This is a genomic window from Paenibacillus sp. HJGM_3, assembly GCF_045062745.1.
Taxonomy (GTDB): Bacteria; Bacillota; Bacilli; order Paenibacillales; family NBRC-103111; genus Paenibacillus_AA.
Genome location: NZ_JBJGED010000020.1, coordinates 70,137 through 93,539 on the forward strand (window position 1 = coordinate 70,137; position 23,403 = coordinate 93,539).

Consider the following 23,403-nt stretch of genomic DNA (forward strand, 5'->3'; position numbering starts at 1 on the left):
CCGAGAACGGGAGTTTCATCTATACGCACCCTCTATACCGGATTCCCTGAATTTAGTGACGGTGTTCTTCCTGCTGATGCAGCGCCTTCTCCAGCCCATTCCAGCCGAGGAGAGAGCAGTTGTGGCGGGCCCGCAGCTTGTGAACGCCGGACAGCGCGAGCGCATCGCCGAGGGCATCTTCGTCCTCCGGCAATTCGCCTTTCTTGATCATGTCGTTGAACAGGTGAATCGCATGCTTCGCTTCCTCGACCGTCTTGCCCTTCACGACATCGGTCATCATCGAGCAGGAGGCCATGCTGATCGAGCAGCCTTCTCCTTCGAACTTGATGTCCGTGATCCGGTCGTTTTCGTCCACGTTCATGTAGAGCACCATCACGTCGCCGCACGTCGGATTTTTGTAAGGGAGCTGCAGCGCGCCTTCATCCGTCAGCTTGCCTTTGTTGCGCGGCTTCTTATAGTGGTCCATCACAATTTGTTTATATAGAGCTTCCAAGTTATCCATCATCGGAACGTCACCTCGTGCGATATTAATTAGGTCTACCATGTAGCATGTTCCCTCTATCATACTACAATCCGTTTCCGATTGGAATCGCCGTCGGCTTCGCATAGATCCGCAGTCCCGTAGGCAACCTAAGCCCAACGATCTGAAGAGGAGGATGTAAAGCAATGATCCACTCCAACCCGCAGCATAATTATATTGCGAACACGAACGAGGCGTGGGGCGCCATGATGGAGACGACCGGCTACAATGCGGCGAGCAGCGTGGACGAGGAGTTCCTGCCGCTGTCCGGCTCGGTCGTAGAGATGCAGGATGACCAGAACCGCAACCTCGATCCGACTCGGATTCGCTTCGATTATTACGATGGCTATGATGTGTAAGCGGGGATAGCCGTTAAAAACTTTCCCGGGAAAGCGCAGGAACCGACATCGCTCATCAAGATTATGGCCATACACGAACCGGCCGTTCGACGTAAAAAACCTGTCTCCGACACAACCCGCCACCGCAATACGGTCAGGCGAAGGACGATGTCGAGAAACAGGTTTTTTCATACGTAATGTATTACCCGGACACTTTGAGCTCCAAGCTTTGCTGCATGACGAACTGGTTGTAATACAAGTTGGCGTATAGACCGCCGCCCTCGATCAGTTCATCGTGCGTGCCGCTCTCCGCGATTCGGCCGTCCTGGATGACGAGAATGCGGTCGGCGTCCCGGATCGTCGAGAGCCGGTGGGCGATAATGAACGCCGTCCGGCCTTGCAGCAGCTCCTTCAACGCCTCCTGGATGTGCTGCTCAGTCTCCGTGTCGACGCTCGACGTAGCTTCGTCGAGGATGAGGATCCGCGGGTCCGAGAGCAGCACCCGGCCGAAGGCGAGCAGCTGCCGCTGGCCGACCGACAGCTTGGAGCCGCGCTCCTCGACCTGCGTCGCGTACCGGTCCGGCATCCGCTCGACGAAGCGGTCTACGCGGACGCTGCGCGCTGCGTGCTCCAGCTGCTCGGGAGTCGCATCCTCCTTGCCGTAGCGAAGGTTCTCCTCGATCGTGCCGGAGAAGATAAACGAGTCTTGCAGGACGATGCCCATCTGCTGGCGGAGCGAGGACAAGGTCACATCCCGAATGTCGACCCCGTCGATGCGGATCGTACCGCCGGTGGCATCGTAGAACCGCATCAGCAGATTGACGATCGTACTCTTGCCGGCGCCGGTCGGGCCGACGATGGCGATCCGTTCGCCGGCGCGGACGTCCAGATTGAAGTTCCGAATGACGTCCGGCTTGTCGGGCTGGTAGCGGAACGAGACGTTGTCGAACTCCACGCGGCCTCGTATTGTCGGCATGGAAGGGGCGTTCGCCTTGTCCCGGATTTCCGGTTCGGTGTCCAGAATTTCGAAGATCCGCTCGGCGGACGCCATGGCCGACAACAGCTGGCTGTATACTTTGGACAACGAGCTGAGCGGCCCCCAGAACCGCCACAGATAGTTGATGAAGGCGATGATGAGCCCGATGGTCAGCGCGTCGTTCAGCACCCGGATCGCGCCGTACCAGAGTACGAGACATGTGCCGAGCGTTCCGATCAGCTCAACGATCGGCCACACCATCGACTCGAGCGAGATGGCGCGCATAAATGCGTTCCTGTTGCGATTGTTGATGTCATTAAATTTCTCGTCGTTAACCGCTTCTCTCGAGAAGGCTTGCACGACGCGAATGCCCTGGATCGTCTCGCTCACGTTGCCATTGATGGCGGCCATCGTCCGGCGTGAGCGGGACCACGCGCCTTCGACCTTCGGACGGAAGCGGGAGACGAGCAAGTAAAGGAACGGGAACGTGGTAAACGCCATAAGCGCCAGCTTCCAGTCCAGCCAGAGCAAAATCGCCACGATGCCGACCAAGTGGGTCGTCTCCATCATCAAGGTAATGAGTCCGCCGTTGATCAGTTCACCGATCGCATTCGTGTCGTTCGTGATCCGCGACATAATTTTGCCGGTCGGCCTCCCGTCGAAGAAACGGAAGGAGAGCGACTGGAGATGGTTGAACAGCTGCTGCCGCAGCTGGAACAGGATGCTCTGCCCGGTGAAGTTGATAAGCCGGATGTGCAGGAACCCGAACAGCCATGAGAGCAGCCGAACCCCGATAAAAGCGAATCCGACCGCGTGTACGACGCTCATGTTCTTCTTGAGCATGCCCTCGTCGATCGCATGGCGGATGAGCAGCGGCTCGGCGAGACTGAGCAGCATGTTCAGCACGACGATGATCGAGACGACGATCATCGTTTTCTTATGCGGCTTGAGGTAGCCGATCATCCGCTGCATGTATTGCCGATTAAACGGCTTATCCTCTAATTCTTCATTGTCCATATCCCACTGACTCATGCCGCATCACCTGCTTTTGACTTCCAGGATCGGCTCGGCCTGCGGCTGGATGTGAGGCCGCAAGCTCGTGGAAGCGGCTTGCTGCATCGCATACAGCTTGCTGAAGAAGCCGTCCTGGGAAGCGAGTTGTTTGTGCGTGCCTTCCTGCACGATCTGTCCGTCCTGCAGCACGATGATCCGGTCGGCCCGTTGGATCGAGGACAGCCGCTGGGCGACGATGAACGTCGTGCGCCCGGTCATGATCTCATGCAGCGCCTCATGGATGGCGGACTCCGTCGCCGTATCGACGCTCGCCGTAGCCTCGTCGAGTACGAGGATCGGCGGATCCATCAGAATCGCACGGGCGAGTGCGACCCGCTGCCGCTGTCCGCCGGACAACCCGACGCCGCGCTCTCCGATGATCGTGTCATACCCGTCCGGCAGCGTCTCGATGAAGCCGTGGATCTGCGCTTTCGCGGCCGCCCATTCGACCTGCTCCTGGGTGGCGTCCGGGCAGCCGAACGCGATGTTGTCCCGGATCGAGGCCGAGAACAGGAACGTCTCCTGGGGCACGATGCCGATTTTGCGGCGCAGCTCCTGTACGTCGTAGTCGCGGACGTCGACCCCGTCGATGAGCAGCCGGCCTGCCGTTACGTCGTAGTAGCGAGGCAGCAGGTTGATCAGGCTCGTTTTGCCCGACCCGGTGGCCCCGAGAATCCCGATCACTTCGCCCGGTTGAACGTCCATTCGAAGACCGCTCAGAACGGGTGCGGGGGCGGATTCATGAGACTCTCCCGGAGCGTCCTCCGCCCGTCGGCTGTGAGGGAAGGCGAACGTCACATTGTCCAGGCAAACATAACCTTGGATCCCGGCAGCGGAGAGGCCGCCGTCACCAGGCGTCTTGATTGCGACCGGAGTATCGATGATTTCGAATACCCGGGGGGCTGCCTTCATCGCCTGCTGCATAATATTGATCAGCCAGCCCAGCATGTTGAGCGGCCAGATGAGCCCCCAGGCGTACCACTGGAACGCCATGAGCGTCCCGATCGACATTTCGTCGCGATAGACGTAGTAGCCGCCGACCCAAATCATCATCAGGAACACGACGCCGCCATAGAACCCCATAAGCGGAAACGCGCCGGCTTCGATCTTGGCACGCTTCAGATTCGTCTGGAAGTTCGTATCGTTGCGCCAAGTGAACTTCTCTTTCTCCGTCGTCTCCCGGGCGAACGCTTTCACGACCCGAATGCCGGAGATGCTCTCCTGCAACGTGTTCGTCAGCTTGCCCATCTGTTCGCGGATCTCGGTCCAGGCCGGTCCGACCTTGCGGTTGAACTGCCGGAGCACGATGGCGAGGAACGGGATCGTAATCATGCTGAAGAGCGTCACTTTCCAATGCAGCATGAGCATGACGATGAACGTCCCGACGAAGGTGAATATCCCGGTCACGATCAGCATGAAGCCGAAGCCGACGAAATTTTTGATCGCATCGATATCGCCCGTCATTCGGGACATGATTTGTCCGGTCTGGGCTTTGTCGTAATACCCGAACGACAATCGCTGCAGGTGGGCATAGAACTGCTTGCGGATGTCGAAGACGACGTTTTGCCCGACGCGCTCCTGCGCCACCCCTTGCCAGTACATGCCGAAGCTCTTGACGACTTGCCCTCCGCCGAGCAGCGCGGTGTACAAAATAATGTGGTACACGCTGCTTTGCCCGATGCCGATGTCGATCGTTTCCTTCAAGAACCACGGAGCGAGCAGATCGAAGCCAACGCCCAGCACGAGCATGACAACCGCCAGCACGGCCCACCATTTGTACGGTATGGCGTAAGCCAGAATTCGTTTTAGAATGTTCAAAATAAAACCCTCCTGTAGAACTTGATGCAGGACACGTCGATCGTATCACCGAGGTTCGGAAACGGGCAAGAGATTTGTTGCACTATAGATGTTCTCTCCTTCGCCGGCATATGCGAACACATATTCCCTGTAGAAAATCATAAGGGGGACCCGGCCGGTTTGGCAACAACATTTTCGTGGCGGTTCTGTGCGGATTTCTCCTGTTCTCCTTAAATGTAATCTGAGCGGGCTTGCCTGATGCCGCCCACCGTCCCGCAATTAGGAGAAACACTAGTAAAGCGAACAAATATTCGCTAAAATAGGGGTATAGTGAGGTGTAGCAACATGATCAGGAAAAAGTCCTTGCCGGACATGATCGGAGAATTGAAGGCCAATGAGAATGTGGCCCATTGGTACGAGCTGGAGCCGCAGGAGGCGCGGACGAAGCCGGTTCCGGACAGCGTAGACCCAAGGATCCGAGACGCTTTGACGAGACGGGGGATCGGCGAGCTGTATACGCATCAACATACGGCATACGAGACGGTGATTAAGGGCGAGAATATCGTGGCGGTCACGCCGACGGCGTCCGGGAAGACGCTCTGCTACAACTTGCCGGTGCTGCAAGCGATCGCCGCGGACGATACGAGCCGGGCCCTGTATATGTTCCCTACGAAAGCGCTGGCGCAGGATCAAAAGAGCGAATTGAACGAAATCATTCAGGAGATGGGCATCGACATTAAGAGCTTCACCTACGACGGGGACACGTCTCCGGCCATCCGGCAGCTCGTCCGAAAAGCGGGACATATCGTCATCACGAATCCCGACATGCTCCATTCGGCCATTCTCCCGCATCATACGAAGTGGGTCAGTTTATTCGGAAATTTGAAATATATCGTTATCGACGAGTTACATACATACCGCGGCGTGTTCGGCAGCCATGTGGCCAACGTCATTCGGCGTCTGAAGCGCATTTGCCGGTTTTACGGCAGCGATCCGATTTTCATCTGCACGTCCGCTACGATCGCCAATCCGCAGCAATTGGCCGAGCAGCTTACGGGAGTTCCCATGCGCTTGATCTCGGACAACGGGGCGCCTCGCGGCCGCAAGCATTTCGTGTTCTATAATCCTCCGGTTGTAAACCAACCTTTGAATATTCGCAAGAGCGCTACGGTGGAGGTCAATCATTTGGCCCGGGAGTTTCTGCGGAACAAAATCCAGACGATCGTTTTCGCGCGCAGCCGAGTGCGGGTCGAGCTGATTCTCAGCCATCTGCAGGAACTGGTGAAGGGCGAGCTGGGAACCAAATCGGTTCGGGGGTACCGGGGCGGGTATTTGCCGAAGCAGCGGCGAGAGATCGAGCGCGGTTTGCGCGAGGGCGAGATTCTGGGTGTCGTCAGCACGAATGCTTTGGAGCTCGGGGTCGATATCGGCCAGCTGCAGGTGTGCGTCATGACCGGGTACCCAGGCAGTGTGGCGAGTACGTGGCAGCAGGCGGGGCGCGCCGGCCGTAGGCATGGGGAAGCGCTCGTCGTTATGGTGGCGAGCAGTACGCCGATCGACCAGTACATCGTGAATAATCCCGACTACTTTTTTGAGCGTTCGCCCGAATCGGCCCGGATTAACCCGGAGAACCTGATCATTCTAGTCGATCATTTGAGGTGCGCTTCCTATGAAATTCCGTTCAAGCCGGACGAGACGTTCGGACCGATGGATGTAACGGAGCTGCTCGAGTACCTGGTGGAGGAGAAGGTGCTCCATCGGGCGAGCGATGCTTTTTATTGGGCGAACCAATCATTCCCGGCGAGTGAGATCAGCTTGCGCTCCGCCTCGCAAGAAAACGTCGTGATCGTCGATCAATCCGATGTGGCGAACGTCAAACTGATCGGGGAGATGGACCGGTTCAGCGCGATGACGCTCCTGCACGATGAAGCGATCTACATGCACGAGGGCGTGCAATACCAGGTGGAGAAGCTGGACTGGGACCATAAGAAAGCCTACGTCCGGGAGGTCGACGTCGATTACTACACCGACGCGAATCTGGCCGTGCAGCTGAAGGTGCTCGAGATCGACCGGACTACGGCGAGGAGCCGGGCCGCCATACATTATGGCGATGTGGTTGTGAATGCGATGCCTACGATCTTCAAAAAAATCAAGTTGACGACGTTCGAGAATGTGGGGTACGGTCCGATCAGCTTACCGGAAGAGGAGCTGCACACGAGCGCGACGTGGTTCGAGTTGACGGAGACCGATCCGTCTATCGGGGCGAAGACGCTTGAGCAGCTGCTGCTCGGAATCGCGAACGTGCTGAAGCATATCGTCCCGATTCACGTCATGTGCGACCGGAGCGACATTCATGTCGTTTCGCAAATCCGAGCGTCGCATACGCAACTGCCTACTGTATATATTTATGATCATTATCCCGGGGGCATTGGGCTGGCCGAGGATGTGTATCGACGGTTCGATGAAGTGAAGACGGCGGCGATGAATCTGATCCGGAAGTGCCCTTGCAACGATGGCTGTCCTTCATGCATCGGGACGGAGGTTGAAGGGATGGAGGCGAAGGTGAAGAGCATCCGGCTCCTGGCGGCTTTGTAAGGCAGTATGGGCGGAAGGAGGGTGAGCAGGCGATGAGCGGGTTGAAGGAAAAGCTGGTTAGGCTGAAGCGCAGCAGGAGCGCCGTGGGCGGTGAACGGGAAGCGGGGGGCGAGCTTGCGGTGACAGAGGCGGCTGAGTCGGGAGCTGAGGCGGCGAAAGCTTCTGTGCAAGGGGAGGCGCTGGGCGAGCCGGAAGCATTGGTGTCGGTCGATGCAGTGCAGTTGGGCGGACTGGACCCATCAGAGCTGGATGAGAGTAAAGCTGAAGTTCAGGCTGGGCAGGTGGGGTTAGTGCACCTTCCGATCGAAAATCCCGACGTCCCGGCTCTGGATCCCCGCTGGACCAAGCTTGGGGTTACCGAGCACGGCAGTGGCGACCAGCTCTTCATGATCCGCGAACGGCGGTATGCGCTCGAGCAGGCGCACGGCGACCATCGTCTCGGGGAGCTGCCAGGCAGAACCGGGCTGTTCTCCGCCATGACGATCGGGAGCGATTGGGGAGGAGCCGAGTCGCAGCAGGTGGATGTGGAGACACTGTTGTTCATCGATACTGAGACAACCGGGCTAGGCGTTGGGGCGGGCAATGTCCCCTTCATGATCGGGATCGGCTTCTATGACGCCGATACCTTCGTTGTGCAGCAGCTGTTCATCCGCAATCCTGCCGAGGAGCGGGCTATGCTCACCTACCTGGGAGAAGTGCTGGATCGTCGGCATCGGCTCGTGACCTACAACGGGAAGTGTTTCGACTGGCCGCTCGTCAAAAACCGGTACATCCTCAATCGCCTCCGGCTCCGCGACGAGGAGCCGGAGCACTTCGACCTGTTGTATCCATCGCGCAGCTTGTGGCGGAATACGTTGCCCTCCTGCCGGCTCAGCATCGTCGAGAAGAGCCGGCTCGGCCTGTCCCGGCATGACGACGTGCCGGGCTCGATGGCGCCCGAGCTGTACTTCCTGTTCCTCGCCGAGCGCAATCCCGCCGTGCTCGCCGGGGTGTTCGAGCATAACGAAAAGGACGTCATGACGCTCGCCGCGCTGTCCGTCCATCTAGCCAAGCTGCTAGAGGGGACCATTCCCCTTGAGTCGCTGGACGACGAGGAGCTGTACCGGATGGGCACGTGGATGGAGAAGCTGGGGCTGGAGGCGAAGGCAAGGGAGGCGATCGACCTGCTGGCGGAACGCCCCACGGTCGCGCATTCGCCGCACGCGCTGCTGTGCGCGGCGTTCTACAAGCGGCGGCAGCGGTACGACCGCGCCGTGCCGCTCTGGCGCGAGCTCGCGTTCGCGCCGGGCAGCAGCAGCGGCCTCGCCTCGCTCGAGCCGCTGATCGAGCTCGCGATGCACTACGAGCATCGCGAACGCAACGCGGCCGAGGCGCTGCGCCTGGCCGAGCTCGCGCTGCAGCGCGCTTCCCAGCGGGTCTCCCTCTCCCGAGGGGACCCGAAGGCGCGCGCCGCATGCGAGCAGCTGCAGCAGCGCGTCGCGCGGCTGCGCAGGAAGGCGGCGTCGGCGGCGGAGCCGGCCGCCGACCGCAAGGCGAAGCCGACGCGCCGCGGCAAGCAGCCGCGTGCGGCGGCGTACGAGCAGACGCTGTTCACGCTGACGCCATAGGCTTAGCAGATAGCAGGGCTCCCGTTGATCCTTCCCTAGGAACGGTTGTCCCACACCCTAACACCCCGAGCCTCTTGGCTAAGGGGTGTATTTCACATTCGGGTCAAAAATGACCTGAATGACCTTCCCGCAAACACGAGCGTTCTCGGACTCGATGAGAATCGGCTCATACTTCGGATTGTCAGCGAGCAGCAAGTACTTGCCGTCGATGCGCTTCACACGCTTCAGCGTGGCGTGATCGCCGTCCACATTAACTACGGCGATCTCCCCGTCCTCCACCTCCGGCTGCACCTTCACCAGCACTTTGTCGCCGGCATAGATCCGGGAACCGGTCATGCTGTCGCCCTGTACAATGAGCGAGAACAGCTCGCCGTCGCGATATCCCGGGTTAGGGACTACGTCGTACTGTACGATGTGATCCTGCGCGAAGAGCGGTTGGCCGGCCGCGATGTAACCGAGCAGGGGAACCCGCACGAATTGGTGGACGGACTCGGCACCGGCATTCTGCAGCAGCCGCAGAGAATCCGGCGCACCTGCGCTATCGGCAGACCTCGCAGCCGCCATCCGGAGCTGCGCGTATTCTTCCGTGTAGTGACCGGCAGCCTCCATAAGCATATCGTAGGTGACATCGTTGTGGGCCGCTTCGGCCAGCTTTTTGATCGTCTCCGGCTCGGGGGCTTTGGCGATCAGGCAGCGCATGAGGCGGGAGACATGGGCGTTGGAGACGCCGGCCTGGTCCGCGTACTTGTTCAGCGATCGGCGGCCGATGGCCGTTTTGAGCAGCTCGGCGAAACGTTCTTTTTGGAATCCGGACACCGTGGACCTCCTTGGAATATGGCTTTCTACTCCCATTATACAGCCGCTGTTACTTGCAAGCAACAAATGTGTTGACTAAATGTAACGACATGTGGTAAATTTTGCTTAGAGGCCTATTACATTCAGTTAACAAAACTTTCATACAAGGAGTGATTACCAATGGTCGAAGTAGAGAATCCGTTCCAACCAGACGACAAATCTGAGCCCATGCTAATCCGATTCCAGTCCTTGTCCTTCGGTTTCTGGAACCGATTGCTGTTTTTGTGGTCAGGCAAGATGTGGTTAAAAATCGAATACAACTGGGATGGAAATCCGACCCATGTGGCAGCCGGATTTCAAGCGCCTGAGGACGCCGTTCGCATGACGCAAGAGGAATTGCAACAGGTGCAGCAGCAGATCCAACTTGTTCTTTCACCACAAAAGTAGCCTTTTTTTATCCCAATTTCGTTACATGCATGTAACAAACATTAATGGAGGTGCAGCCATCATGGCTAATCAAGAAATTAGCACGCATCATTTTACTAAATTCGCGCCTAAGGAGCGAAAACAGTTCGTACCCAAATCGCCTGGACAATTCGCTGGATGGATCAGCCGCAGCTGGAATGTGGCTTGGGTGGTCAGTCCCGAGAGGAAAGACAAGCGGTCCGGCAGCGTTCAGCCCCTTACCGACAAGGCACCAAAGCAAAATAACTACGTCTTGCACTATGAAATCAAGGAGCCCGGAAGACGACATAGACAGGCTCGTTTCCATAAAATCGAGGCTCCGAATCAAGAGGAAGCCGTCCGACAAGCGCAAACGTTTATGCACTCGATCGGGCTCGACAGTGGAGGACGATCCAGATCGACTCTTTATTGCAATGAGATGGAAATCAAGCTGAAGGGGGCTCAACTGTCCAGAGCAATTGTGGGTTAGCCTAGGTTCACGAACATCTCCTTCAGTTGAGTCGTTCCATAACGACGGCCTATCGTACTTGGAAAGGGGAGAGGGATTATGGGGGATAGAAACGGAGGGCGCTTTCAGCAATCGGAAGACTTCGCAGAGCAACTTGGCAAACTGTACGAGGAGAGTCTGGAACTGCAGCAGCAATTGAATTGGATTTCCGAAAAGATCGAACGGCTGGAGAACATTTCTCAGATGATTCCTAAACACCACAACGAGACGAATACTCCGGCAGTAGGATTGCTGACCATATTCGAAGGGCTCGAGAACCGCCTCCTGGGCATTGTCCAACAAATGACGAAAGATAACGCCCACCTGCTGCAGCAAATTACGAAAGGCCAAGCCCATGAGCGTCAAAAAAGTGCCAGCGAAAGAACGAGCGCTCATAGATTGTGGATCGGCCTTACCAAATATATCGTTTCGGTTACGCTTGCCGCTGTCATTACTTACATTTTTACGAAAGGTGTATCTTGATCATTCAATAAGGAGGACAACCCTGATGGACTACATCCAAACTTACATGACCGATATCGTGCTAGCAATGCTTAGCATCCTCATGATCTGGACCCTGAGCGCCCTCGTCATCGCCAGGAACCGTATAAACGCCTGGTTGCAAGCCAAGGTAAGCGAAAGCCAACGCGAGCTGCTGCACAAGCTGGCCGAAGAGGCGTTCGCCCACGCGGAGACCGTCTGGAAGGGGGCGGGAGGCGAGGCGAAGCTGAAGGGAGCGTACGATTACGCAGCCCAGAGGATCCAGACACTTGGCATTCCCGTTACGGCAGACGACGTGAAGGCGGCGATTCATAAAGCTTGGCTAACGTTCCAACATCAGCGAAAATAAAGTCACATCTACCGTCGGGCTCAACATTTGGGTCTGGCGGTTCTTTTTTACTTTCAAAAATAACCGTATCTTTCCACCTGGAATTACGCTATAATAAGAACAAACGTTCGTATTTTAAACATTGAAAGGAGTGAATGATTATGAAAAACGTACGCACTCTGCGTATCGTACATGCTGGGCCTTCCTTCAAACCGATTGTGGACGAGCTGCAGCTGCATGATTTTTCGGTCATCCTATTCGAATCTTACACGTCACAGACGATGCTTGAATTCACTCTGTTCGGCGGCATTGAGAATTACACCATTCAAGGCGTTGTAGATCGCATAGATAAAACGATGAACCGGTTCCGCATCGCAGTGAACGGGCAATATGAGTGGATTCGGATGACGGAGCTCGTCAATATTGAACCGATGCTGCAAAAGAGGTACAGTTAATTTCGGAAGCATGATCGACGCAACATGAAGGAGTAGGAACGGTGAACCCCCAATATGGTTTTTTAATCGATCTCGACGGTACGATGTATGCGGGCCGTCAGAGGATCCCGTATGCGAATGAATTTATTGTTCTCTTGAAAGAGCTCGGGTTGCCGTACTTGTTCGTTACGAACAACTCCTCGAGAACTCCGGAAGCGGTCGCCGAGCATTTGAGGCACATGCACATCCCGGCTGAAGCCGAAGAGGTCGTAACCTCCTCCCAAGCTGCGGCCGAGTACATCGCCGAGACGTACGGACGGGGAACCGGTGTGTTCGTCGTCGGGGAGGAAGGCTTGCGACTCGCGCTTGAAGAAACCGGCTTGCGCCTAGTGGACAATGCTCCCGACGTAGTCGTGCAAGGCATCGACCGAGCGTTCAACTACGATACGCTTAGCCGCGCAGCCGGGTTCATCCGCGACGGCGCTAAGTACGTGCTGACGAACCCGGATCGTATGCTGCCCGCCGATGGTAAGCTTCACCCGGGGGCGGGCTCCCTCTCCGCCGCGATCCAGTCTGCATCCGGCATTCACCCGACGGTAATCGGAAAGCCTCACGAGCCGATTATGCAACATGCCTTGCGGCAGCTGCCGAAGACGGATCAGGTGTGGGTCGTAGGCGACAACCTGTGGACCGACATTGCGGCGGGGGCTGGAGCCGGACTGCGGACGGCTCTCGTCTTGACCGGGCTCGCGACCAAGGACAATGTCAAGAGCCAGATCGAGCTGTCCGGCGTCACCCCGGATCGGATCGCCGACCATCTGATGCAGCTGGCCGAGCAGCTGATGCTGCTGCCTCAGGGCTGATCCGGCTCCACTTGGAGGTTCCGATCCGTTTAAATCCGCAGCCAACCGGACATACATGTAACAGTGAAGGAAACGGAAGCGGAATGGAGGAGAGCCCATGCCGGAATTGCCGGAGATGGAGACATACCGGAACTTGCTTGCGCGGATCGTCGTCGGCCAGAAGATTCTCGAAGTTCAGGTGCAAAGGGAGAAAACGGTCAACGTACCTGTAGATGAGTTCATCTCGAAGGTGCAGAACAGCACGATCACCGCGGTGAACCGGAGAGCCAAGCATTTGCTGTTCCACCTGGATAACGGCTATACACTGCTGCTTCATTTGATGCTCGACGGGTGGATGTTCTACGGCACCGAGGAGGAGAAGCCGGACCGCAGCACCCAAGTCGTGCTGACGTTCGGTACGAACAGCCTCTATTTTATCGGGCTGCGACTCGGGTATTTGCATCTGCTGGACGAGAAGCAGCTGCAGGATCGGCTGTCCGACTACGGTCCTGAGCCGTTCGATCCGCGTCTGGACGAAGAGCGGTTTCACCACCTGCTGAAACGGCGGAGAGCGGTGCTGAAGCCAACCTTGGTCGATCAGAAAATATTGGCCGGGATCGGGAACTGTTACGCGGACGAGTTCTGCTTTCATGCAGGCATTTTACCGTATCGCAAGACGGCCGATCTCACGGAGGCGGACACGACCCGTTTGCTCCATGCCATGCGCTTCATCTTGAACGACGGGATGCGTCATGGCGGATACATGGAGTTTCCGCTTTACGCAGGAGATACGCTGACCGGGGGCTACAACGACCAGTGCCGCGTATACGACCGGGGCGGGGAGCCTTGCCTGCAATGCGGACAGCCTATTGTGCAGGAAGAGCTGGCATCGCGTAAAGTGTTCTACTGTACGCACTGTCAGCATTAAGGCGGGCGCCATGTACATCGGGAGTCATGTCAGCACCCGCCAAGGGTACTTGGAAGCCGCCAAATTCGCCATGAAGCTCGGAGGCAGGGCGTTTCAATATTTTCCGAAAAATCCGAGAAGCTTGATCCTGAAATCGTTTGATCGCCGGGATGCGGAGGCATGTGCCGTTTTTTGCATGGAACACGACCTGCCATCGATCGCGCATGCGCCGTATGCCGCCAATCTGGCGGCCGAAGACGACGATAAGCAGGAACTGGTCATCCGAGCCCTTATTAATTGCCTGGACATTGCGGACGCCTGCGGGTCGGTCGGGCTTGTCGTGCATTTCGGGACTTACAGGGGCAGCGATCCGCTGCAAGGCTACATCCGGATCGTCCAAACGTTGAACGAAATTTTGTCTCAGTGGAGCGGAGAGACGCTCATTCTGCTCGAGAATCAGGCGGGAGAGCATGGCCGGATGGGTATGACCTTCGAGGAGCTAACCCAGATTCGCAATTTGAGCGCCGCCCCGGAGCGGATCGGGTTTTGCCTCGATACGTGCCACACGTTCGCCAGCGGCTTGTGGAACGGCTCCAACTGGGCGGAGGTAGTGGCCAAAGGGGAAGCGACCGGTTATTGGGAGCATCTGAAGGCGGTGCACATGAACGATTCCGTCTATCCGACCCGTTCGTATAAGGACCGTCACGCGAACATCGGGCATGGAGAGATCGGGTTGGAGGCGTTCCGGGAATTGCTGGCCACTCCTTTTTTGGCGAAGCTTCCGCTAGTGCTGGAAACGCACGTAACGCCGACGATCCATCACGCGGATGAGATTCGTTTGCTTCACTCCTTGGTTGGGGAGACCGGAAAGCAAAAGTAAGGGGGAACTCGCATGGAGAGCTTGGCGCCTAAACAGCGGATTCATGTGTACCTGGACGATTTGCGGCCGTGTCCGCCCTGGTTCGTATTGGCGAAAAACGCGGAAGAGTGCATCCTGCTGCTGAAGGAGTACGAGGTCGATATTTTGTCGCTCGATTACGATCTGGGCTGGGGGGAGGCGACAGGACTCGACGTGGCGAAATTTTTGGCCGCGGCCGCGAACAAAGCGGAGGTGTCGTATCCTCGCGAGATCTACTTGCATTCCTCCAGCGCGATCGGACGGCTCAGCATGTTTCAAGTGCTGTATCCGCATAAGCCTCCTCACGGGATTTTGCGGAACGGCGCGATGCCGGAGGAGACGCTGGCGCGAGCGGCCGAAGGAAAATAACGGCTGGAAAAGCGCGGACAATCAGGCTACAATAAGTCTATTCCCTACAGAAAGCTTACAAGAAGCTAACAGGAGCGAAGAGGACTTATGAGTGTCATTCAATTGCAGGACATTACGTTCACCCGCGGGGAACGGCGAATCCTTACGGACGTGCAGCTGCAGGTGAACCGCGGAGAGAATTGGGTTGTGCTGGGACGCAACGGCTGCGGGAAGACGACCTTGCTCGAGATGATCAACGGCTACATGTTCCCTAGCAGCGGCTCGGTAAGAGTGTTGGGCCACCTCTATGGGGCGGTCGACCTCCGCGAGGTACGCAAGCATATCGGCTACATCAGCCAGTCGCTCTTGGAGAAATTAACGCTGCGAGATCCGGTGTGGGAAGTCGTGGCGACCGGGGAGTACGGCTACTTGCGGTTTTATCAGGAAATTCCGAAGGAAACCGAAGACAAGGCGCGCGCGATGCTCACGGAACTGCGGCTTTCACATGTCCAGGATCAGCCGCTCGGCACATTGTCCCAGGGGGAGCGGAAGAAAGTGATGCTGGCACGTTCTCTGATGACGGATCCGTCCATCCTCATTCTCGACGAGCCATGCTCCGGCCTCGATTTGTTCGAGCGGGAGCAGCTGCTCCATAGCATCAATGACTTGGGCCGGCGTGAGATGACAATGATGTACGTAACGCATCATATCGAGGAGATCGTACCGGCGTTCTCCCACATCGCCCTGATCGGTCAAGGCCGCGTGCTGGCGCAGGGGGAGAAGAAGCGGGTGCTGACGCCGGAGCTGCTGCAGTCCGCGTATGACGTGTCGGTAACGATTGAATGGGTGAACGATCGCCCTTGGATTCGGGTTGTTTAATGCCGTTAACGAATTCGACTAACGAATTACAGGAGGACAACCGCTTGTGGAAACCGCGACCCTAACCTCGAGCTTTATCGGCACGTCCAATCGCGGGTTTGCCCTCTACGCGCAGGATGAAGTCCGGCGGTTGATTCCGGGTACGAAATGCACTGAGCTGTCGGATCAAGAAGTGTTTTTGATGCAGTGCCCTATTAGCCGGGAAGAGGTGATCGCCCGGTTTGGGGCCGAGGAGCCGATCTTCGTTCGGCATTTGCACCCGGTTGACGCCACGACCGAATTGAACCGTCAGGAGTCGGATTTGCACCGCCTAGCCGCGCTTGTGAGTCGGGAGTGGTCGTTCCGGACCGGCGAACGGCTGGCGATTCAAGTGCGCAAGCAGGACCGGCTCGAGCTGCCGTACTCGCCGGCTCAGGTGCGAGAAGCGCTGACGGACAAGCTCGAGCAGTTGTTCCAGATCGAGCCGGTCCCTCGCGAGGCGGAACGGATTGTGTCCGTTTATGTGACTGCCGATACGGCGTATGTCGGCCTCTCTGCGCCCAGCGACAATTTGTCCGATTGGGCTGGTGGCGCGGTCCGGTTCCAAAGGGAGGAGGATCAAATCTCCCGGGCGAAGTTCAAGCTGCTCGAGGCTGAGCAGGAGTTCGGATTGGACTTGGCCGCGTTCTCGAACGGGCTGGACATCGGGGCGGCTCCTGGCGGCTGGACTTCGCTCTTGCTGGAGCGGGGGCTTCGCGTAACCGCGATCGATCCTGGCGACATGCATCCGTCTCTGGTGAAGCACCCCAAGCTTACGATTTACCGGCGCAATGCCCGGGATGTCCAGTTCCCGCCTCAGAGCTTCGACCTGCTCGTGTGCGACATGAGCTGGAGCCCGCTGCAGATGGCGAAGCTGCTTATCCCGCTTTTGGATGCGCTTCGTACAGGCGGTACCGCGATCGTGACGCTGAAGCTGATGCACGGCAAGCCGTTCCAGACCGTGAAGGATACTTCACGCACGCTCGCGCCTTATCTGGAGCTCGTCCGGGCAAAGCAGCTGTTCCATAACCGCGACGAGGTTACATTATTTTTGATTAAACGTTGAAATTGAGCGCCGGATTTGCTATATTCGTTCTAACAAAGTCAATGAAGAGGAAGAGTACGTGCACCCTCTGTTCCCCCAGAGAGTCGGCGGTTGCTGCGAGCCCGACGTTCAGACTGCACCGAAAATCACCTCCGAGACGTGACCCGAATCCGATCGGTCTTCATCGAGGCGTATCGGCTAGGGGGCACCGGAAGTCCACCGTTACCCGGAACCGCATGTGATGGCATGTCGGATGAGCGCCGAGACAGACTGCAGCGTATTAGCGAGCTGTCGTTTCGGAATTAGGGTGGTAACGCGAGCGAACCTCGTCCCTTCTGGGACGGGTTTTTTTTGTTTTCTCCGATAAAATTTGAAGAAAGCGGTGGTTCACATGGGGATTACTCGATGCAATACCAGAACATCATGCGTGCGAAATACAAGCTGGACGGCCACATTCATCGTACGCCGCTAACGCTCTCGAAGACGCTGAGCGACATAACCGGCAGTACCGTTTATCTGAAGCTGGAAAATTTGCAAAAAACGGGCGCATTCAAAGTGCGCGGAGCCTGGAACCGGATTGCCCAAATGACGGAGGCGGAACGTGCTCGAGGCGTGATCACCGCGTCAGCTGGCAACCACGCGCAGGGGGTGGCTATGGCCGCGGCTCAAGCGGGCATAGCCTCCACGATCGTTATGCCGGTTGGCGCGCCGGAGGCGAAGATTGCCGCGACGCAAAGCTACGGCTCGCAGGTCGTGCTGTACGGAGCCAATTACGACGAAGCGTATGAGCACGCGCTGCAACTGGCCGAGCGCAGCGGGGCGGTCTTCGTCCACGCGTTCAACGATCCGCATGTGATCGCCGGACAAGGCACGATCGGGATCGAGATCATGGATGAGCTCCCGACTGTAGACGCGATACTCGTTCCCGTAGGGGGTGGCGGCCTCATCAGCGGCATCGGCTTGGCGGTCAAGGCGGTCCGGCCCGAGACCCGAATCGTCGGGGTGCAGCCGGAAGCAGCCGACTCGGGTTATCGCTCCTGGAGAGCGGGGGCGATGCAATCCGTAGATCGGCCGCTGTCGGTCGCGGACGGACTCGCCGTTAAGCGGCCCGGGGACATCCCGCTCGCTTGGATGAAGGAAGTGGTCGACGACTTTACAACCGTGAGCGAGCGTCAAATCCGGGATGCCATGTTCTGGCTGCTGCAGCGCAACAAGCTGCTGGTGGAGGGAGCCGGGGCCGCACCGCTGGCGGCGCTTCTCAAAGGCGACTTGGATTTGCAAGGCAAGCGCGTCGTGCTGGTGGTGAGCGGGGGTAATGTCGATTTTTCCAAGCTTGCGGACTTATATGCCCAGCAGCAGTCTATGGCAGAGCCGAGCCCGGTCTGAGGAGGATCGGTATTGAGACAAACTGGAAAATGTGGTAGTTTTATTGGGACTGCGATGAATTGCTAAATCGCGGTCCCTTTTGCCTGGGAGTCCGATTCGAAAGGAGATATGCGGTATTATCCACCCCACACAGATGGAATTGGAAGCAGGCGATCTGTTAGGCGGCCGATACCGGCTGTTGCAGCAGCTCGGGCAAGGCGGGATGGGAGCCGTGTACTTGGCGGAAGATGTCAAGCTTCCCGGGAAGCGCTGGGCCGTCAAGCGAATCGGCCTAAATGCCTATAGTCCGGACCAATCCGGTTCACCGAATGAAGCCGCTTTACTGCTCCAGCTGAGCCACCCGTTTTTGCCCCACATCGTCGACGTTTTTCCCTCCGAGGCGCTCTCCGACAACTCAACCGCTTACATCGTAATGGAATACATCGAAGGGGAGACTCTGCAAGCGTGGCTCGATCGCCAGCCCGGCTTGCCTCCTGTAGAGCAAGTGCTGGACATCGGTCAGCAAGTTTGCGCACTGCTCCATTTCTTGCACACGCAGCGACCCGAGCCGATCGTATACCGGGACTTGAAGCCGGCGAATCTGATGCTCGATCGTCAATTCAAAATCCGCCTGATTGATTTTGGCATCGCCAGGAGCTTCAAGCCCGGACAGCCGGCGGATACGGTTCCTCTCGGGACTGTCGCGTTCGCGGCCCCGGAGCAACTGAGTCATGCCCAGACCGATCCAAGTTCCGACCTGTACTCGCTCGGAGCGCTGCTGTACTACTGTTTAAGCGGCGGGCTTTATTATGCCGTAGCGTCCAAACCGCTGGATCAGCTCAGAAGCGGTCTGCCGGAAGAGCTGACAGAAGCGGTGCACCGGCTGCTGGAGCACGATCCGGGCGATCGGTATCAGACCGCGGAGGAAGCTGGGAGGGCGCTGGCGCGTGTCTGGGTCCAGCACGTGCAGGCGACAGAAGCTGAGTCCCATGTGGCCGCTGCTTCTATTTACTCTGCCGTTAGCACAGCTAGGATCACTCGTATTGACCCGGTACAGATCAGAATGGCTGCCGGTCCGGACCGCAAGCTGATTGTAGTCGGGACGCTCTATGCCGGTGCGGGAGCCACTTTCACGTCGATCGCGCTTGCCCGCGGATCCACGAGACTCGGCGTTCCGATGGCGGTGATCGAAGCGGGCGGGAAGGACCCCGAGTTGGGCCATTTGCTCAGACTTCCGCAGTATGTTAGGACGGAAGAGCTGTCTCCGAAACTCCACATCACTCCTCCACAAGGGTTCGTGCAGGGTGGAACGCGTTGGTTTCCGCTTCCGGCCGGCGGCGGTTTTGATCCGCTGAGCAACCCGCATATTTTGCAAATGCTTAGACACTGCGAAGAGACTAAAGTCCTGTTCGATATATCCGACACGTGGACGGATCCCGACGTTCGTGCGCTCTGCCAAGCCGCCGATGAGCTGGTCGTTGTTCTAGACCCGTTCCCTTCCAAATGGCAGGGCGGGAGGGCAGCCCAGAATATGCAAGCTTTGCGCGAGTTCGCCGATCAAGGGAGTAGCGTACATTGGGTGATGAACAAAGATGCGCCTCATTCGAGACGGAGAGAACGAATGAACCGGGCGCCGGACAAGCCGATCGCCATCGTGCCGAGCATCCCGACCGAACATATTCTTCAGGCATTCGATAGAGGGAAGCTTCCCCATGATTTGCCTGGTGTTCGAGCTTCGCTCGATGCCGCGCTAATGCCTTTATTGCAGCGATTGACTGTATCGGACGGGCGGAAGGGGAAAAAGGGAAGGCTTCGATTTTCGTTTTGGTCCTTTTTTTGAAGGTTGGGAAAATAAGGCTTGAAATGGAGGACGAGGTTGCATATACTAAAAGTACCTCAATAGCAAATCTAAAGCGGAAGCACCGCGAATGGCAGATGAACTCTGCGCATTTGCGAGTGCTTTTTTTGTTGTCTCCATCACTCGAACAAGGAGGAAGATCCACGAATGAATGAACCGCTTAACCTTGTCGTAGCCGACCCGGACACCGCTTATCTGCAGCGGCTCGCGGCCTATGTCCGGCAATCCAAGTGGGCGGAGCGGCTGAGCGTCCAATGGTGCTCGAAGCAGGATACCTTGATGCAAGCCGTTCGCTCCAGCAGCGGCCCTAATCCCTTGATGGTCGTCCATCGAGACTGGCTTCCGGAGGAAAGGGACCACCATTGGGTCGTCCTCGACGAATTCCATACGGACGATACCCCCGTCGCACTGAATGCTCCTTCGCACGAAGAGCCGTTGTCCCGGCTATTCAAATATCAGCCGATCGAGCACTTGCTTGCCTCCGTGGTAAACATAGCGGAACGGTCCCGATATCGAGCGAACGACCGTTCTACATTCTCGGCTTCTTCATTAAGCGTCGTCAGTGTTTTGTCGGCGGCGGGAGGCACGGGGAAGACGACGGCGGCCTATCAGCTGGTCCGCCTTCTCGGCGCCCAGGGCCGGCGCAGCTTGCTGATCAATCTGGAGCCGATTTGTTCGATTATGGCGCCGGACCCCGACTATTCGCAGCTGTTCGGACAATACCTCTACTTCAGCCGAGGCGGCTCGCCCAAGGCGGTAGAGTGGGCGAAGAAGCTCATTCGGCGCCATCCCCGCGGTCCGATCGATGTGCTCGGCGGCTCCGGCGCCTTTCGGGAGATGGAGGAGCTGAGTGTAGACGACATCCGGCGACTGGTCGAGCACATTCGCGCACTCGGTGTGTATCGCGCCGTAATTGTAGACGTGGAGTCCGGGGTTAGTCCAATAGTCAAGGGCGCAATGGCGAGCAGCGACCGGCTCGTGTGCATGTTGACCGAGGAGGGTGCCTCGATCCGGAAGACAGCGCAATTCCTCAACGCCTGTCCGAAGTGGCTCGAGATGGACTCGGAGCTGATCCGTTCCAGGCTTTGCCTCGCGTTCAATCGATGGAACGGTGAGGCCGGCGTCGACTTCCGCGCGCTTGGCGTCCCCGTAGCGGCCAAGCTGCCTTATGTTGCCCAGTGGAAACGGAACGCCGCGTGGGAAGAGGAGCAGCTCGATCCGTTGTTCGAGCGCCAGCTCTTGCAGTTGATGGAGGCGCTGCAGCTGGACGCCCGAGGAGCCGGTCATGCGTCAACCGCTTAACGAGCTGTCGGCCCGCATCAGGGAACGAATTCGGGACCGGCTGAACTGGAACCAGGCAATGAGCGACCGTGAGCTGATGGAAGAGATCGAACGGGAGGTGTTCCTGCACGGCTCCCAGGCCGAGACGTACATGACGGCGCGGGATTTGCAGAGCATCGTGAGAAGAATCTACGATTCTTTCCGCGGAATGGACGTGATCCAGCCGTTGCTCGACGACCTGGACGTGACGGAGATTATGGTGAATTCCCATCAGGAAATTTTTATCGAGCGGGGCGGGAAAGTAACCGCATTTGACGGACGATTCGAATCTCAGGAGAAGCTGGAGGATTTGATCCAGGCGATCGTCGCTAAGGTGAATCGGGTCGTGAACGAAGCGAGTCCGATCGTCGACGCAAGGCTGCCCGACGGATCGCGGGTACATGTTGTACTTCCTCCTATTGCGCTCAAAGGACCCACGCTTACGATCCGCAAATTTCCGGACAACCCGATGGGGATGCAGCAGCTGATCGACTCGGGTTCGATCAATAAACCGGCCGCCGCATTCCTGGAACGGCTAGTCGCCGCCAAATACAACATCTTCATTAGCGGTGGCACCGGCTCCGGTAAGACGACTTTCCTTAATGCTCTATGTCAATTCGTTCCCGCGGATGAGCGGATTATTACGATCGAGGATTCGGCGGAGCTCCAGATCCGTTCCGTACCGAACTGGGTTCGGCTGGAGACGCGCAATGCGAACACCGAAGGCAAAGGGCAGCTGACGATCCGAGATTTGATCCGAAGCTCGCTGCGGATGAGGCCGAACCGCATTATCGTCGGGGAGGTGCGGGGAGCGGAGACACTCGATATGCTTCAGGCGATGAACACCGGACATGACGGCTCGCTCAGCACCGGACACGCCAACTCCGTAGCCGACATGCTGAGCCGGCTGGAGACGATGGTCCTCAGCGGTGCCGACCTGCCGCTTCCGGTCGTCCGCAGCATGATCGTCTCCGCGATCGACATTATGGTGCATCTGGCGCGATTCCGTGATGGCAGCCGCCGGGTGACGGACATAACGGAGCTGGTTGAGCTGAACAAAGGTGAGATGGTGCTGAATCCGTTATTCCGATATGTGGAGGATGCAGGAAGCTCGATCGAGGAGCAATCGCATGGAGCGCTTCAGCCGACCGGCAACAAGCTGTGTCGTACCCAAAAGCTCGGGACGTCAAGAGACGATTTAATTATACGGACCGAAACTTTGGAGGAGGTGGCGGATGGACGTCTTGAACCGAGGCACGGCTAGACCGGGCGAGCTGTTGCCCGATTACAGAGAGTACCGGCTTACTTTTGCTGAGAAATGGCTATGTATTGTGGTTGTGGCAAGCTTTCTGTTCGGGATTGGAATGCTGTTCTACAATCACATTTTGCTAGCCCTCGGACTTAGCACGATCGCCGTCTGGTCGCCGCGAGTCCGCCGGAGGCAGCTTGCGGAGAAACGCCGGACGATGCTGAAGCTCCAATTCCGCCAGGCGCTCTATGCGCTGTCTACGGCCCTCGGAGCAGGGAGGTCGGTGGAGAGCGCGTTCCGCGAGTGTGTTCCCGACCTGCGGCTTCTTTATTCGGGAGCGGATGCCGCCATCCTCGTCGAGCTGGAGATTGTGAACCGCAGGGTGCATGTAGGAGAGCCGCTCGAGGTAGCGCTGCGGGATTTTGGCGAGCGGAGCGGAATTGCGGATATTATGCAGTTCGCCGAAGTGTTCGCCACATGCAAGCGTACAGGCGGCGATCTGGTCGATGTGCTTCGACGAACGTCCAACATGATCGGGGAGAAGCTGGAAATCGAGCAGGACATCTCAGTCGTGATTGCACAGAAGCGGTTTGAGGCGAAGGCGCTGAGCTTCATTCCTTATGTGATCATTGCGTTCTTGGCTTGGAGCTCGCCCGACTATATGGCGCCTCTCTATATAGGAACAGGACGTATTATCATGACCGGCTCGCTTGTCCTGCTTGTATCCAGCTTCGCCATCTCCCGCAAAATCATGAACATTCAGGTGTGATCGAGAGGA

23 protein-coding genes and 1 other annotated feature are annotated in these 23,403 nt (G+C 57.6%); of the genes, 19 read left to right on the forward strand and 4 right to left on the reverse strand.

Going from position 1 to position 23,403, the window contains the following annotated elements:
* Nucleotides 1-52: 52 nt before the first annotated feature.
* Nucleotides 53-502: a Fe-S cluster assembly sulfur transfer protein SufU gene (gene sufU / locus ACI5FR_RS21085; protein ID WP_405458128.1), complete on the reverse strand. Its 450-nt coding sequence runs from the start codon at nucleotides 500-502 to the stop codon at nucleotides 53-55.
* Nucleotides 503-666: 164 nt separating this feature from the next.
* Here sufU and ACI5FR_RS21090 point away from each other — a divergent pair, with 164 nt between their 5' ends.
* Entirely contained in the window at nucleotides 667-879 is a 213-nt protein-coding gene (locus tag ACI5FR_RS21090; RefSeq protein ID WP_405457955.1) for a hypothetical protein, read from the forward strand.
* A 181-nt stretch (nucleotides 880-1,060) separates the two neighbouring features.
* Here ACI5FR_RS21090 and ACI5FR_RS21095 read toward each other — a convergent pair whose 3' ends face one another.
* The gene (locus ACI5FR_RS21095) at nucleotides 1,061-2,866 is read right to left on the reverse strand and encodes an ABC transporter ATP-binding protein (RefSeq protein ID WP_405457957.1); all 1,806 of its coding nucleotides are present in this window, start codon (nucleotides 2,864-2,866) and stop codon (nucleotides 1,061-1,063) included.
* A 6-nt stretch (nucleotides 2,867-2,872) separates the two neighbouring features.
* Nucleotides 2,873-4,705, reverse strand: a complete 1,833-nt coding sequence (locus tag ACI5FR_RS21100) for an ABC transporter ATP-binding protein (RefSeq protein ID WP_405457959.1) — start codon at nucleotides 4,703-4,705, stop codon at nucleotides 2,873-2,875.
* Nucleotides 4,706-5,032: 327 nt separating this feature from the next.
* On the opposite strand from ACI5FR_RS21100, the gene ACI5FR_RS21105 reads away from it, so the two are divergent.
* Both ACI5FR_RS21105 and ACI5FR_RS21110 read left to right on the forward strand, forming a co-directional pair.
* On the forward strand, nucleotides 5,033-7,279 hold the full coding sequence (locus ACI5FR_RS21105; protein ID WP_405458130.1) for a DEAD/DEAH box helicase: 2,247 nt from the start codon (nucleotides 5,033-5,035) through the stop codon (nucleotides 7,277-7,279).
* A gap of 32 nt (nucleotides 7,280-7,311) precedes the next feature.
* Nucleotides 7,312-8,886, forward strand: coding sequence for a ribonuclease H-like domain-containing protein (locus ACI5FR_RS21110; protein WP_405457961.1), 1,575 nt, complete (start codon nucleotides 7,312-7,314; stop codon nucleotides 8,884-8,886).
* 78 nt (nucleotides 8,887-8,964) lie between these two features.
* On the opposite strand, the gene ACI5FR_RS21115 is transcribed toward ACI5FR_RS21110, so the two are convergent.
* Nucleotides 8,965-9,702 (reverse strand): S24 family peptidase, encoded by a 738-nt coding sequence (locus ACI5FR_RS21115; RefSeq protein ID WP_405457963.1) that lies wholly within the window; start codon nucleotides 9,700-9,702, stop codon nucleotides 8,965-8,967.
* Between the two features lie 159 nt (nucleotides 9,703-9,861).
* Here ACI5FR_RS21115 and ACI5FR_RS21120 point away from each other — a divergent pair, with 159 nt between their 5' ends.
* The 16 genes from ACI5FR_RS21120 (at nucleotide 9,862) to ACI5FR_RS21195 (ending at nucleotide 23,394) form a co-directional block, all read left to right on the forward strand.
* Nucleotides 9,862-10,128, forward strand: coding sequence for a hypothetical protein (locus ACI5FR_RS21120; protein WP_405457965.1), 267 nt, complete (start codon nucleotides 9,862-9,864; stop codon nucleotides 10,126-10,128).
* 61 nt (nucleotides 10,129-10,189) lie between these two features.
* Complete coding sequence (locus ACI5FR_RS21125; protein WP_405457967.1) at nucleotides 10,190-10,615, forward strand: hypothetical protein; 426 nt, start codon at nucleotides 10,190-10,192, stop codon at nucleotides 10,613-10,615.
* Nucleotides 10,616-10,693: 78 nt separating this feature from the next.
* Entirely contained in the window at nucleotides 10,694-11,116 is a 423-nt protein-coding gene (locus ACI5FR_RS21130; RefSeq protein WP_405457968.1) for a hypothetical protein, read from the forward strand.
* Between the two features lie 25 nt (nucleotides 11,117-11,141).
* Complete coding sequence (locus ACI5FR_RS21135; RefSeq protein ID WP_405457971.1) at nucleotides 11,142-11,483, forward strand: phage holin, LLH family; 342 nt, start codon at nucleotides 11,142-11,144, stop codon at nucleotides 11,481-11,483.
* Nucleotides 11,484-11,623: 140 nt separating this feature from the next.
* Nucleotides 11,624-11,917: a YolD-like family protein gene (locus ACI5FR_RS21140; protein WP_405457973.1), complete on the forward strand. Its 294-nt coding sequence runs from the start codon at nucleotides 11,624-11,626 to the stop codon at nucleotides 11,915-11,917.
* 41 nt (nucleotides 11,918-11,958) lie between these two features.
* Entirely contained in the window at nucleotides 11,959-12,759 is an 801-nt protein-coding gene (locus ACI5FR_RS21145) for a TIGR01457 family HAD-type hydrolase (protein ID WP_405457975.1), read from the forward strand.
* Between the two features lie 97 nt (nucleotides 12,760-12,856).
* A complete protein-coding gene (gene mutM, locus ACI5FR_RS21150; protein WP_405457978.1) occupies nucleotides 12,857-13,666 on the forward strand; it encodes a bifunctional DNA-formamidopyrimidine glycosylase/DNA-(apurinic or apyrimidinic site) lyase in 810 nt (269 codons plus the stop codon).
* A gap of 10 nt (nucleotides 13,667-13,676) precedes the next feature.
* Nucleotides 13,677-14,525 carry a deoxyribonuclease IV gene (locus ACI5FR_RS21155; protein ID WP_405457980.1) on the forward strand — a complete coding sequence of 283 codons (849 nt, stop codon included), beginning with the start codon at nucleotides 13,677-13,679 and terminating at the stop codon, nucleotides 14,523-14,525.
* Nucleotides 14,526-14,537: 12 nt separating this feature from the next.
* Nucleotides 14,538-14,912, forward strand: a complete 375-nt coding sequence (locus ACI5FR_RS21160) for a cyclic-phosphate processing receiver domain-containing protein (protein ID WP_405457982.1) — start codon at nucleotides 14,538-14,540, stop codon at nucleotides 14,910-14,912.
* Nucleotides 14,913-14,999: 87 nt separating this feature from the next.
* A complete protein-coding gene (locus tag ACI5FR_RS21165; RefSeq protein ID WP_405457983.1) occupies nucleotides 15,000-15,770 on the forward strand; it encodes an ABC transporter ATP-binding protein in 771 nt (256 codons plus the stop codon).
* Between the two features lie 46 nt (nucleotides 15,771-15,816).
* Entirely contained in the window at nucleotides 15,817-16,854 is a 1,038-nt protein-coding gene (locus tag ACI5FR_RS21170; RefSeq protein ID WP_405457985.1) for an SAM-dependent methyltransferase, read from the forward strand.
* A gap of 32 nt (nucleotides 16,855-16,886) precedes the next feature.
* Nucleotides 16,887-17,170 (forward strand) — a binding site (T-box leader).
* 68 nt (nucleotides 17,171-17,238) lie between these two features.
* The gene (gene ilvA, locus ACI5FR_RS21175) at nucleotides 17,239-18,219 is read left to right on the forward strand and encodes a threonine ammonia-lyase (protein ID WP_405457987.1); all 981 of its coding nucleotides are present in this window, start codon (nucleotides 17,239-17,241) and stop codon (nucleotides 18,217-18,219) included.
* A 133-nt stretch (nucleotides 18,220-18,352) separates the two neighbouring features.
* Nucleotides 18,353-20,038 (forward strand): protein kinase domain-containing protein, encoded by a 1,686-nt coding sequence (locus tag ACI5FR_RS21180; RefSeq protein WP_405457989.1) that lies wholly within the window; start codon nucleotides 18,353-18,355, stop codon nucleotides 20,036-20,038.
* Between the two features lie 165 nt (nucleotides 20,039-20,203).
* Complete coding sequence (locus ACI5FR_RS21185; protein ID WP_405457992.1) at nucleotides 20,204-21,358, forward strand: nucleotide-binding protein; 1,155 nt, start codon at nucleotides 20,204-20,206, stop codon at nucleotides 21,356-21,358.
* Complete coding sequence (locus ACI5FR_RS21190) at nucleotides 21,342-22,640, forward strand: TadA family conjugal transfer-associated ATPase (RefSeq protein ID WP_405457994.1); 1,299 nt, start codon at nucleotides 21,342-21,344, stop codon at nucleotides 22,638-22,640. The genes ACI5FR_RS21185 and ACI5FR_RS21190 overlap by 17 nt, the downstream gene beginning before the upstream one ends.
* On the forward strand, nucleotides 22,612-23,394 hold the full coding sequence (locus ACI5FR_RS21195; protein WP_405457996.1) for a type II secretion system F family protein: 783 nt from the start codon (nucleotides 22,612-22,614) through the stop codon (nucleotides 23,392-23,394). Before ACI5FR_RS21190 ends, ACI5FR_RS21195 begins: the two co-directional genes overlap by 29 nt.
* The last annotated feature ends 9 nt before the right edge of the window (nucleotides 23,395-23,403 follow it).